At 65.7% G+C, this 12,455-nt stretch carries 11 protein-coding genes; all 11 read left to right on the top strand.

The genetic code is table 11. The features are described from left to right. Positions 1-1,248: amidohydrolase/deacetylase family metallohydrolase (locus Q0S16_RS21790; protein WP_295852975.1), on the top strand; the 1,248-nt coding region annotated here is incomplete at its 5' end. A 124-nt stretch (positions 1,249-1,372) separates the two neighbouring features. Further along, on the top strand, positions 1,373-3,664 hold the full coding sequence (locus Q0S16_RS21785) for a xanthine dehydrogenase family protein molybdopterin-binding subunit (RefSeq protein WP_295852979.1): 2,292 nt from the start codon (positions 1,373-1,375) through the stop codon (positions 3,662-3,664). Continuing rightward, positions 3,661-4,497 (top strand): FAD binding domain-containing protein, encoded by an 837-nt coding sequence (locus Q0S16_RS21780; RefSeq protein WP_295852972.1) that lies wholly within the window; start codon positions 3,661-3,663, stop codon positions 4,495-4,497. The genes Q0S16_RS21785 and Q0S16_RS21780 overlap by 4 nt, the downstream gene beginning before the upstream one ends. Further along, positions 4,494-5,690 (top strand): 2Fe-2S iron-sulfur cluster-binding protein, encoded by a 1,197-nt coding sequence (locus Q0S16_RS21775; protein ID WP_295852970.1) that lies wholly within the window; start codon positions 4,494-4,496, stop codon positions 5,688-5,690. Before Q0S16_RS21780 ends, Q0S16_RS21775 begins: the two co-directional genes overlap by 4 nt. Before the next feature lie 76 nt (positions 5,691-5,766). Beyond that, positions 5,767-6,921, top strand: coding sequence for an ABC transporter substrate-binding protein (locus Q0S16_RS21770; protein WP_295852969.1), 1,155 nt, complete (start codon positions 5,767-5,769; stop codon positions 6,919-6,921). A 151-nt stretch (positions 6,922-7,072) separates the two neighbouring features. After that, positions 7,073-7,945, top strand: coding sequence for a branched-chain amino acid ABC transporter permease (locus tag Q0S16_RS21765; RefSeq protein ID WP_295852966.1), 873 nt, complete (start codon positions 7,073-7,075; stop codon positions 7,943-7,945). After that, positions 7,942-8,979, top strand: a complete 1,038-nt coding sequence (locus Q0S16_RS21760; RefSeq protein ID WP_295852963.1) for a branched-chain amino acid ABC transporter permease — start codon at positions 7,942-7,944, stop codon at positions 8,977-8,979. The genes Q0S16_RS21765 and Q0S16_RS21760 overlap by 4 nt, the downstream gene beginning before the upstream one ends. After that, positions 8,976-9,776 carry an ABC transporter ATP-binding protein gene (locus Q0S16_RS21755; RefSeq protein WP_295852960.1) on the top strand — a complete coding sequence of 267 codons (801 nt, stop codon included), beginning with the start codon at positions 8,976-8,978 and terminating at the stop codon, positions 9,774-9,776. The genes Q0S16_RS21760 and Q0S16_RS21755 overlap by 4 nt, the downstream gene beginning before the upstream one ends. Further along, complete coding sequence (locus tag Q0S16_RS21750) at positions 9,769-10,473, top strand: ABC transporter ATP-binding protein (RefSeq protein ID WP_295852958.1); 705 nt, start codon at positions 9,769-9,771, stop codon at positions 10,471-10,473. Before Q0S16_RS21755 ends, Q0S16_RS21750 begins: the two co-directional genes overlap by 8 nt. Beyond that, the gene (locus tag Q0S16_RS21745; protein WP_295852955.1) at positions 10,445-10,807 is read left to right on the top strand and encodes a Rieske (2Fe-2S) protein; all 363 of its coding nucleotides are present in this window, start codon (positions 10,445-10,447) and stop codon (positions 10,805-10,807) included. Before Q0S16_RS21750 ends, Q0S16_RS21745 begins: the two co-directional genes overlap by 29 nt. 275 nt (positions 10,808-11,082) lie before the next feature. Continuing rightward, entirely contained in the window at positions 11,083-12,168 is a 1,086-nt protein-coding gene (locus Q0S16_RS21740) for a prolyl oligopeptidase family serine peptidase (protein WP_295852953.1), read from the top strand. The last annotated feature ends 287 nt before the right edge of the window (positions 12,169-12,455 follow it).

Raw genomic sequence — 12,455 nt, 5'->3', positions numbered from 1 at the left:
CTGCGCGGCGGCCGTGTCATCGATCCGGCCTCCGGCGTTGATGGCCTGAAGGATATCGCGATCCGCAACGGCAAGATCGCCGCCGTGCAGTCCGACATCCTGCCCACCAGCGCCAGGGAGGTGATCGACGTCACCGGCCAGCTTGTGCTGCCCGGCCTGATCGATACCCATGCGCATGTCTATCAATACGTCTCCGGCCGCTTCGGCATGAACCCCGACATGGTCGGCGTGCAGTCCGGTGTCACCACACTGATCGACCAGGGCGGCCCGTCCTGCATGACGCTGCCGGGCTTCCGCCACTTCATCGCCGAGCCCGCCAAGTCGCGCGTCTATGCCTTCCTGTCGGCCTATCTGGTCGGCGGCCTCGAAGGCCATTTCTATCCCAACCTGTACAGCCCGGACGGTGTCGACATCGACGCCACCGTGAAATCCGCCATGGCCAATCTCGATCTGGTGCGCGGCATCAAGGCGCATGCCGAGATCGGCGGCTTCGCGCGCTGGGGCATTCGCGTGCTGGAAATGGCCTCGGAGATCGGCAAGCAGACCAAGCTGCCGGTCTATGTGCATTTCGGCCAGCTTTGGGGCCTGCCGGAAAGCGGTACCAATGGCGAGGATGTCGATACGATTCTGGAGCGTGTGATCCCGCTGCTCAAGGAGGGCGACGTGCTGGCGCATCCGTTCACGCGGCATCCCGGCGGCTTCGTCAACCGCGAGGGCGAGGTGCATCCGGTGATCCGGGCGGCGATCGATCGCGGCCTCAAGATCGACGTCGGCCATGGCAGTCACTTTTCCTATCGGCTGGCGAAGAAGGCGATCGCCGCCGGCATCGTGCCGAACACGCTCGGCGCCGACATCCACGGCTACAATACCCACGTTCCCGCGCCGGCTGGCACGCCGGACCAGCATGAAGACGAGGAGAACCATCCGTTCGCCGGCCAGGCCAAGTTCAGCCTGGTGCAGGCGATGAGCTCGATGATGGCGCTCGGCCTGACGCTGGAGCAGGTGGTGCCGATGGTGACGTCGAACCCGGCGAAGATGATAGGTCTGTCCGACACAGTGGGTTCGTTGAAGGTCGGCATGGATGCCGATGTCTCGGTGATCACCACCAGGCCCGGTCGCTACATCCTGCGTGACAACGAGAATACCGAAGTGGTCGCGGACGGCCTGATGCAGCCGTTGTTCTGCCTGCGTGCCGGCGTGCGCCATGACGCGGTGGCGGCGATTCTCCCAGAGGCGGTCGCCGCGTAAGCGGCTATCGCTCCAGTAGAGGCGGGGCCCGACCATGCGCGATACGCGCGACTTGTCTTCTGACGCGCCTGCCGGAAAGCAGGGCGTCGGCGCGCGCGTGCCGCGCAAGGAAGACGATCGGCTGATGCGTGGCCGCGGCCAGTTCGTCGCCGACATCCGCCTCGCCGGATTGGAGGACGTCGCCTTCGTTCGTAGCCCGGTGGCGCATGCGCGAATCCGCGCGATCCATATTCCCGAGCGCTATCGCGACGTCGTGTTCACGTCAGCCGATCTCGCCGGCATCCAGCCGATCCGCGCGGTCACCGGTCTGCCGGGTTTCAAGATCTCCGAGCAGCCGATCCTGGCCACCGGCAAGATCCGCCAGGTTGGCGAGCTGGTGGCGATGTGCGTGGCAGCGACGCGCGCGGAAGCCGAGGACATCGCGGCGTCGGTGACGCTCGATCTCGAGGAATTGCCCGCCGTGCATGACATGCGCCAGGCGCGCGAGCCGGGCTCGCCGCTGGTGCATGAGCACTGGGGCGACAACGTCTTTCTCGAAAGCTTTTTCGAAATCGACATCTCCGGCGCCCTCGACGCGCCGATCAAGGTGACGCGCGAAATCTCCACTTCGCGGCAATGCATGTCGCCGCTGGAAGGCCGCGGCGTCGTGGCCACCTTCGATCACCGGCTCGATCAGCTGACGCTCTATACCGGCAGCCAGATGCCGCACATCGTGCGCAACGGGCTATCGGACTGCCTGCGGATGGACCAGGGCCAGATCCGCATCGTCTCGCCCGATGTCGGCGGCGGCTTCGGCCACAAGGGCATCCTGCTGCCGGAAGAAGTCTGCCTGTCGTGGCTGACCATGAAGCGCGGTCATCCGGTGCGCTGGATCGAGGATCGCCGCGAGCATCTGGTGGCATCGGCCAATTGCCGCGAGCACCATTACAGCATCACCGTCTATGCCGATCGCGATGGCCGGCTGCGCGGCATCGATTGCGAAGCGTCGGTCGATTCCGGGGCCTATTCGTCCTATCCGTTCTCGGCCTGCCTCGAGGCGGCGCAGGTGGTGAGCATTCTGCCGGGGCCCTATCTGATGCCGGCCTATCGTTGCCGGACCTATTCGGTGGCCACCAACAAGTGCCCGATCCTGCCCTATCGCGGCGTCGCCCGCACCGGCGTCTGCTTTGCGCTGGAGATCATGCTCGACATGGTCGCGGCCGAAGCCGGGCTGGAGCCCGGCGACGTCAGGCTGCGCAATCTGGTGCAGCCGGAGCAGATGCCGTTCGACAATATCACCAACAAGCATTTCGACAGCGGCGACTATCCGGAAGCGATGCGTCGCGCGGTGGCGATGATCGACGTCGCGGCGGTGCGCGCCCGCCAGCGTCGCGGCGAGGCTGACGGCCGCAGGATCGGCGTCGGCCTGTCGATCTATTGCGAGCAGGCCGCGCATGGCACCTCGGTCTATTCCGGCTGGGGTATCCCCATGGTGCCCGGCCACGAACAGGCGACCGCGCGGCTGACGCCGGATGGCGGCCTCGAACTGCGCGTCGGGGTGCATTCGCATGGCCAGGGCATGGAGACCACGCTGGCGCAGGTCGCGCATGAAATGCTCGGCGTCGATGTCGCCAAGGTCCGCGTCGTCCACGGCGACACCGCGATGACACCGTACTCCACCGGCACCTGGGGCTCGCGCTCGATGGTGATGGCCGGTGGCGCGGTAGCCACCGCCTGCGCCGAACTCGGCGAGCGCGCCAAGAAGATCGGCGCCAGGCTGCTGCAACTCGACGAGGCGGATGTGGAGCTGGTCGATGGCGAGATTCGCGGCGCCAGCGGCAGCGTCACGCTGAAGGAGATCGCGCATACCTGGTACCGTCGCCCGCAGGATCTGCCCGGCGATGTCGATCCCGGCGGGCTGGAATCCACCTCCGGCTACAAGCCGCGGCGCGATTCCGGCACTTTCAGCTATGCCGCGCATGCGGTGATCGTCGCCGTCGATCCCGATCTCGGCGACGTCGAAATTCTCGATTATGTGATCGTCGAGGACGGCGGCGTGCTGGTCAATCCGATGATCGTCGACGGCCAGATCTTTGGCGGCCTCGCCCAGGGCATCGGAACGGCGCTGTACGAAGAGATGCCGTTCGACGCAGCCGGCCAGCCGCTAGCGACCACGCTGGCAGACTATCTGCTGCCGGGGCCGACCGAAGTGCCGTCGCCGCGGATGGACCACATGGAGACGCCGTCGCCCTACACCAAGTTCGGCGTCAAGGGCATTGGCGAGGGCGGCGCCATCGCGCCGCCGGCCGCGATCGCCAATGCCGTCAACGACGCGCTGCGGCCGCTGCGGGTGGAAATGCTGCACTCGCCGATCTCGCCGCGTCGCATCGTGGCGGCGATCATCGCGGCGCGCGACGCGGAAAGGCCGGCGGCATGAAACCGGCCCCCTTCGCCTATCAGCGTCCGCGCGATTTGCCATCGGCGCTCGCCGCCATGGCCGGTACCGAGGGCGTGATCAAGCTGATCGCCGGCGGCCAGTCGCTTGGCCCGATGCTGAACCTGCGCCTGGTCGCGCCCGATCTGATCGTCGACATCGCCGGCCTGGCCGAATTGAAACATGTCGAGCGCAGCGGCGAAGAGCTGGTGCTCGGCGCCTGCGTGACCCATGCCGACATAGAAGACGGCCGCGTTCCCGACGTGACGCGCGGCGCGATGCGGCGCGTCGCCGCGGCCATTGCCTATCGGGCGGTGCGCAACCGCGGCACCATCGGCGGCTCGCTGAGTCATGCTGATCCCTCCGCCGACTGGGTCTCGGCGCTGTCGGCGCTCGGCGCCACGCTGACGCTGCGCAGCGCCGCTGCGACGCGGCGTGTGGCGATGAAGGACTTTATCGTTGGCGCGCTGGAAACCGCGCTGCAGCCGGGCGAGATGATCGAGGCCGTGCGGATTCCGGCGATGACCGCTTCCGCGCGCTGGGGCTACGTCAAGAGCTGCCGCAAGACCGGCGAATTCGCCCACGCCATCGGCGCCGTTCTGATCGATCCCGACGCCGGTTCGGCCCGCATCGTGATTGGCGCCGTCGAAGCCGCGCCGATCGTCATCGATGACTGCGCCGAACTGTTCGGCGGCAACATTACCGGCGGGTTCGGCACCAGCTTTGATCCACGCGTCGCCGATCGCCTGCTGGTGCAAGCCGGTATCAGTGATGCCGCCGATCGGCATATCCATGTCACGGTGCTGCGCCGGGCGATCGCGGAGGCCGCGGCATGAATAGCGTCGCCATCATGATCAACAGCCGCGCGGTCACCGCCAGCGTCGAGCCGCGCACCAGCCTGGCGGACTTCCTGCGCGATGAGCGCGATCTCACCGGCACCCATCTCGGCTGCGAGCACGGCGTGTGCGGCGCCTGCACAGTGCTGCTCGACGGCGTGCCGGCGCGCTCCTGTATCACTTTCGCGGTCACCTGCGACGGCGCTGAAATCACCACCATCGAAGGCCTCGACGACGACGAGATTTCGATCGAATTGCGCGCCGCGTTCACCCGCGAGCATGCGCTGCAATGCGGCTATTGCACGCCGGGCATGCTGGTCTCGGCGCGCGACCTGGTGAAGCGGCTGCCCGATGCCGATGAGCAGGCGATCCGCGTCGGCATGTCCGGCAATCTGTGCCGCTGCACCGGCTATGTCGGCATCGTCAATGCGGTGAAGTCGGTGATCGCGGCGCGCCGTGGCCGTGACATCGCGGCGGAGCCCGATGCCGGCCGCAAGCTGCTGGGACCGGTCGGGTCGGGCCACGCCGCGTCGGCCGGCTCCGCAAATCCCGCTGACGCGATCGCGGCTCCATCCGCGGCCGTAATAGCGCCGCTGCTCATTCCCGACTTCACGCCGTCGACCATTCTCGAACAGTCCTTCACCGTCGCGCATCCGCCCGCCAAAGTGTTTGCGATGTTCGGCGATATCGCCGCCGTGGCGTCCTGCCTGCCGGGCGCATCATTGACCGGAACGCCGGCCCCGGAGCGGGTCGAAGGCGCGATCCGCGTCAGGGTCGGTCCGATTTCGGCGAATTTCAACGGGGCGGCGCGGGTTGAAAGCGATGCCGCGACGCGGTCCGGCCGCATCATCGGCGTTGGCAGTGATCAACGCAGCCGCTCGCAGACGCAGGGCGAGATCCGCTACCGGCTGCTGCCGGTCGAGCAGGGGGCTGCCACGCGCGTCGACCTGTCGATCGGCTACAGCCTCACCGGCATGCTCGCGCAGGTCGGCCGCTCGGGTCTGGTGCGGGATCTCGCCACGCGCCTGATCGCGGAATTCGCCGGCAATCTCGACCGGCTGCTGTCGGGTGATAGCCGAGCGATCGCGCCGGCCGCCGAGCTCAATGGGATTTCGCTGATCTTCGGCCTGCTGCGACAGCGAGCGGTGGGCTTTGTCCGCCGGCTCTCGGGGCGGGACGGTTCGGCATCATGAATCGACGTTCGCGCTTAATGCGGAGCGGCGAAGTTTGGACTGCGCGGGTTTCAACAGCGTCAGATTGGAGAACCACATGATACGGACGTTCAAGACTGTTCCGGCGATCGCCCTGGCGCTCGCTCTGCTTGACGGCGCGGCGCACGCGCAAACCATCAAGATCGGCGTCAACGAGCCGCTGACCGGCGCCTTCGCCGCGTCGGGCACCTATGTCGTCAACGGCGCCAAGATCGCCGCCGACGAGATCAATGCCAAGGGCGGCCTGCTCGGCAAGAAGATCGAACTGGTGATCGAGGACAATAAGAGCAACCCGACCGAGGCCGCCGCCGTCGCCGAGAAGCTGATCACCCGCGACAAGACACCGGTGCTGCTGGGCGCCTGGGGCTCCAGCCTGACGCTCGCCGTGATGCCGAAACTGGTGGAGTACGAAACCGCGATGGTGGTCGAGACCTCGTCGGCCAGCAAGATCACCACCTCGGGCAACCCCTACGTGTTCCGCATCTCGCCGCCTTCCTTCGTCGAGGCGGCCGCGTTCAAGAACATCGTCGACAGGCTGGCGCTCAAGAAAGTCGATTTTCTCGTCATCAACAATGACTGGGGCCGCGGCACCGCCGAGGACTTCAGCAAGATGATGAAGGACAAGGGCATCAGCATCGGCCTGGTCGAGACCATGGACCAGTCGGCGCAGGACATGAGCGCGCAGCTCGCCAAGATCAAGGCGACCGATTCCGAGACGGTGATCGTCACCGGCGCGGTCGATCAGCTCACGCTGGTCTTCAAGCAGGCCGCCGCGCTCGGTCTGAAGAAGCGGATCATCACCACTGGCGGTTCGCAGAACCCTGACCAGATCATTGCGCAGGCGGGCGCCGCGGCCAACAACACGATGCATCTGACCACCTTCCTGCCATGGATGCCGGAAAAGACCCCGAACCCGGAAGCCACCAATTATTTCATCACCGAGTGGAAGAAGCGCGGCTTTGAATTCGCCGGCGTGACCGAGAGCTTCCGCGGTTATGATGGCATTCGCACCATCGCGGCGGCGATCGAGAAGGCCGGCAAGGCCGAGCCCGCGGCGATCAAGGCGGCGCTGTGGGAGATCAGCGTCAAGGGCCTGAACGGCGAGATCGCGTTCAAGAAGTCCGGCCCCGCCGGTCAGGAGAGCGGCCAGAGCTTTCCCAACGTCTATCTGGTCGAGATCACCGACGGCAAGGTCGTGATGAAGGATATGTAGAGCGCGCACCACCGTTCCAGGGCGCGAGCGCTAGCAGCGCGAGCGAGCCTCAGCCACTCCAATGGGAGTGGCGGGGAACCTCGACATGAGACGATGAACAACTCGGGATTCCGGGTTCGCTTGCGCCCCGGAATGACAGTGAGGACTACCCTTGGACCAGCTTCTGCAACATCTGCTCAACACCCTGGTGCTCGGCGGCACCTATGCGCTGCTGGGCATCGGGCTGACGCTGATCTTCGGCATCATGAACGTGGTCAATTTCACCCACGGCATCCTCTATACGTTCGGCGCCTATATGATGTTCATCGTGGTGCATCAGCTCGGCGTGAATTTCTTTCTGGCGCTGCCGATCGCCATCGTCGCCGGATGGCTGCTCGGCGCCGCCATCGAGATCGTGCTGCTGCGGCCGCTGCGCGGCTCTGATATCGATACCACCATGCTGGTGATGATCGGGGCCTGGATCGCGATGCAGTCCGGCGCGCTGTGGATCTGGGGCGGCGTGGCGAAGTCGGTCAGCAATCCGTTCCCCGATGCGCCGCTGGTGCTGGGGCCGGTCTCGGTCTCGTGGCTGCGGCTGTTCGTGCTGGCCGCCGCGGCGCTGCTGATCGTGATCGCCTATCTGCTGATCAACCGCACCCGGCTCGGCCGCGCGATGCGCGCCACCTTCCAGGACCATGACACCGCGGCGCTGATGGGCGTCAATGTGAGCTGGGTCTATACCTCGACCTTCGCGATCGGCTCCAGCCTCGCCGCCGCCGCCGGCGCGTTGCTCGGTCCGGTCTATGTGATCTTCCCGCAGATGGGCGACCTCGCCGCGGTGAAGGCCTTTGCCATCGTCATCCTCGGCGGGCTCGGCAACATCACCGGCGCCGTGATCGGCGGCTTCATCCTGGCGCTCGCCGAGGAACTCGGCGCGGGCTATGTGTCGTCGGGCTATCGTGACGCGATGGGCTTCCTGATCATCATCGCGGTGCTGATCTTCAAACCCACCGGGCTGTTCGCCCGCGCGGAGCGGGTCGGATGAACCGGCTCGCCACGCTGATCTGTCTCGCCGCCTTCATCTCCGTGCCGCTGTGGCTGCGGGATCCCTATCTGCTCAACGCGCTGATCACCACCGGCATCTTCATCATCGGCGCGATGAGCCTCAACCTGCTGCTCGGCTTCACTGGGCAGCTCAGCCTCGGCCACATCGCCTTCTTCGGCATCGGCGCCTATGTCAGCGCGCTGACCTCGCTCGGCTTCGACGTTCCGATTGTTGGCGACTTCCACATCGTGCACGTGCCATGGCCGCCGATCGCCGGCTTCGGGCTGGCGATCATTGTCGCGGCCTTGTGCGGCTATCTGGTCGGCCGGCTATCGTTCCGGGTGCGCGGCGCCTATTTCGTCATTGTCACCATTTCCTTCGCCGAAGTGGTGCGGCTGGTGGCGCTGAACTGGGTGGATCTGACGCAGGGCCCGCTGGCGCTCACCAACATCCCGTCGATCAGCATCGGCCTGCCGGGGCTCGGCTATTGGGTGTTGAAGACGAAACTGCAGAACTATTATCTGGTGCTAGCGGTCGCGGCGGCGTCGTATTGGCTGATCTCCCGGCTGGTACACTCGCATTATGGCCGCGCGATGCGCGGGCTGATGGAGAACGAGACGCTGGCGGTCGCCGTCGGCATCGACGTCACCAAAACCCTGACGCTGGCGGCGGTGATTTCCGCCGGCATCGCCGGCGCCGCCGGCAGCCTCTATGCGCACTACATCCGGATCATCGATCCCGACGTGTTCGCCTTCATCTCGACGGTGACGATGGTGATCATGGTGGTGTCCGGCGGCAAGGGCTCGCTGGCGGGTCCGGTGATCGGCGGCGTCATCTTCGGCCTGCTGCCGGTGTTCCTGCGGCCGATCATGCCGCCGGAAGCGCAATGGATCACCTATGGCGGCGTGCTCATCGCGATCCTGTTCGTGCTGCCGCGTGGCATCGTGCCGACGCTGGCGCCACTGCTCGGGCTGTCGCGCGCCACCGGCAACAAGGCCCCTCGAACGGTCGACGTCGCGGAGGACCGGGCATGACCAGTCCTCCCCGCGCCACGGTGCTCAGCGTCGAGAATGTCGCGATGCAGTTCGGCGGCCTGGTCGCGCTGTCGGATCTTAATTTCACGGTCGGCGAGGGCGAGATCCTCAGCCTGATCGGGCCGAACGGCGCCGGCAAGACCACGGCCTTCAATTTGATGACCGGCTTCCTGACCCCCAGCAAGGGCGAGGTGAAGTATCGCGGCACTCCGCTGAAGGGCCTGAAATCGCATCAGATCGCCGATCTCGGACTGATCCGCACCTTTCAGCGCACCAGCGTCTTTGCGCGCGATACGGTGTTCGACAACGTGCTGATCGGCCTGCACCGTCAAGGCAAGGTCGGCCTGCTCGATGCCATCCTTGGCCTGCCGCGAGCGCGGGCGTCGGAGCGTGCGCAGCGCCAGCGCGCGGCCGAGCTGGTGCGCTGGATCGGGCTGGAAGCGCGCGCCAATGATCTCGCCGGCTCGCTGTCCTATGGCGAGCAGCGGCTGGTGGGGGTCGCGCTGGCGTTGGCGGCGCAGCCCTCGATGCTGCTGCTGGACGAGCCGGTCTCCGGCATGAATGCGTCCGAGACGCATACTTTCGTGCAACTGATCCGCGACATCAGGGATCGCGGCGTGACCATCCTGCTGGTCGAGCACGACATGCCGATGGTGATGAGCGTGTCCGATCGCATCGTGGTGCTGAACTACGGCCGCATCATCGCGGAGGGGCCGCCCGAGACCATTCGCAACGATCCGGCGGTGATCGAGGCCTATCTCGGCCAGGGCGCCAAGGAGGTCGCGAAACATGCTTGAGATCCGGGACATGGTCTGCGGCTACGGCCAGATCACCGCGCTGAAAGGCGTCACGCTGCGCGTCAAGGCCGGCCAGCTGGTGGCGCTGATCGGCGCCAACGGCGCCGGCAAGAGCACCACGCTGCGCGCGATTTCCGGGCTGGTGCCGCCGCGTTCCGGCAGCCTGTGGTTCGAGGGCGAGGACATCACCGGCGCCAGTCCGCAGCAGGTGCTGACAAAGGGTATCGCGCATTGCCCGGAAGGCCGCCGGGTCTTTCCGCATATGACGGTGGCGGAGAATCTCGACATGGGCGCCTATCTGCGTTCCGATACGTCGGAAATCGCCGTCGACCGCGACCGCATCTATGGCGAATTCCCGCGGCTCGCCGATCGCAAGAAGCAGGCGGCCGGGACCTTGTCCGGCGGCGAGCAGCAGATGCTGGCGATCGGCCGGGCGCTGATGTCGCGGCCGCGGCTGGTGATGTTCGACGAGCCGTCGCTGGGGCTGGCACCCAATATCGTCGAGCGCACCTTCGCCATCATCCAGGCGATCCGCGATGCCGGAACGACCGTGCTGCTGGTGGAGCAGAATGCCTATGCGGCGCTGGACATGTGCGACCATGCCTATCTGCTGGAAGCCGGCCGCGTGGTGCTGTCCGGCGCCGGCGCCGAACTGATCGAGAACGCCCATGTCCGACGGGCCTATCTTGGCGGATGACGATCCCGCCCGCTGGATGGCCGTGTGCCCTCGCGACCGCATGTCCGAGCGGGCCATCCTCTGCGTGACGGTCGCCGGCATTGACCTGCTGCTGATCCGGGACGGCGACCGGTTCCACGCCTGTGAGCGGGCGTGTCCGCACGAACAGGCCGATCTCGGCCTCGGCCGTGTGGCGGACGGCCGGCTGCATTGCCCCCGGCACCTCGCCTGGTTCAGCCTTGGCGACGGCGCGATTTCCCCGGGCTGGCCGAGCCGGCCGCTGCGGCTTTATCCAATCCGCGCCGATCAGGGCCAAATCTGGATCGATACCCGCGCGCTGCCGCCGCGTCGCTGAGGGGGGCCTGCCGCGCAATTGTCATCTGGACGACTTTTGAGAGCGAGTATAAATAAATCTGCAACTTTTTATAACAATAGCGGTTGCTCAGTTAGAAAACTGAGCTACACATGTAATTAAATTTCTAGCTGGCGAAGACCAGCGTTGCTTCGTTGTCGGTTTTTGGCCGGCCTCGCTTGTCCATGCGAATGACACAACGAAACCAAACAAGAGTTGGGGATGTGACGATCATCGACATTGAAAGGACAGCTCCTGTCTTTGATGCGCGGGGCTGGATGCAGTGGCCGGCGAACGAGGATTATTCGTTCCAGTTCATGCGGGTGCTTGGGGCGGCGCAGGAGGGCGGCAGCACGGTGTCGGAATGCCTGCTGGCGGCCAGCGCGATCGATCCTTCTTCGGAGGAAAGCTGGTATCTGCAGTGGAACAAGGCCGCCGATCTCAATAAAAAACGCGGCGATCTGGCCGCGGCCAGCGGACACCTCAAAACCGCGCTGAGCAACTGGCTGCGTGCGGCGAACTATTATCGGACCGCGCAGATCTTCATGGCGGCGTCCGACGCCCGGCAGGGCGTCGCCCTCGAGCAGATGTTCGCCTGTTCGCAGCTCTATCTCAAACATGTGACGCCGGCCGGCGAGATCGTCAGCATCGCCTGGTCGGAGGATCGGACGTTGCAGGGCTATTTCCTGCCGGCGCCGCGCACCCGCCGCGCGCCGGTCGTGATCTGCGTCTGCGCGCCGGACCAGTACAAGGAGGAGCACCTCTACCGGCTGCCGCGCTACGCCCATGAGCGCGGCCTGTCGCTGCTGCTGATAGACATGCCCGGCCAGGGATATCGCCGCGGCGTCGATCGCGCGTTCGGGCGCTATGACATCGAAACCGCGATCAGCAACTGGATGGATTATCTGGCCGAGCGCGGTGACGTCGATCCGCGCAAGGTGGCGATTTTCGGCGACGGGCTGGGAGCGTCGTTTGCGACGCGCGGCGCGGCGTTCGACGACCGCTTCGCCGCCGCGGTCTGTGACGCCGGTATCTGGGATCTGCATGAACGCGCTTTTCTCGCCGCCCGGCTGGCGGGCGGCGCGGCGACCGATTTTGCCAAGGATATCGACAAGCTCTGCCGCGGCAGCATCGCCCGCAAGATCAAGTGCCCGATTCTGGTGGCGCTGGGGGAGCATGACTGGCTGGATGCCGGCCATGTCACACAGTGCTGCGACGCGCTGGCTTTGAGTGGGCAACAGATCGATCTGAAGATCTTCACGGCGTCGGAGACCGCGGCCTCGCACGCCCAGTTCGACAATCCGACGATCGGCAATGAATTCATCTTCGACTGGATCGCCGACCGCATCGGCCGCAAGCGATAGAGCGGGATCGTTTCAAGTTGGTTCGCAACTTCCTCCCCGTCATTGCGAGGAGCCCTTGCGACGAAGCAATCCAGCTCTCGTTGAGCTTTTGGCTCTGGATTGCCGCGTCGCTTCGCAAGGGGAAAGCCAATCGGCTTTCCCTGACCTCGGAAGAAAGGGCACTTGTCCCGGACGCGGCGCATGACGCCTCCCGCGGAGGCGCATGGCGCCGCGTCCGGGACAAGTGCCCTTTCTTCCGAGGTCAGGGAAAGCCGATTGGCTTTCCCCTTGCGAAGCGACGCGGCAAT

Origin of the sequence: Tardiphaga sp. (assembly GCF_025356345.1) — a bacterium.
GTDB lineage: Bacteria > Pseudomonadota > Alphaproteobacteria > Rhizobiales > Xanthobacteraceae > Tardiphaga.
Note: the sequence above shows the minus strand (reverse complement) of the source record. Positions and strands in the feature narration are given on the sequence as shown.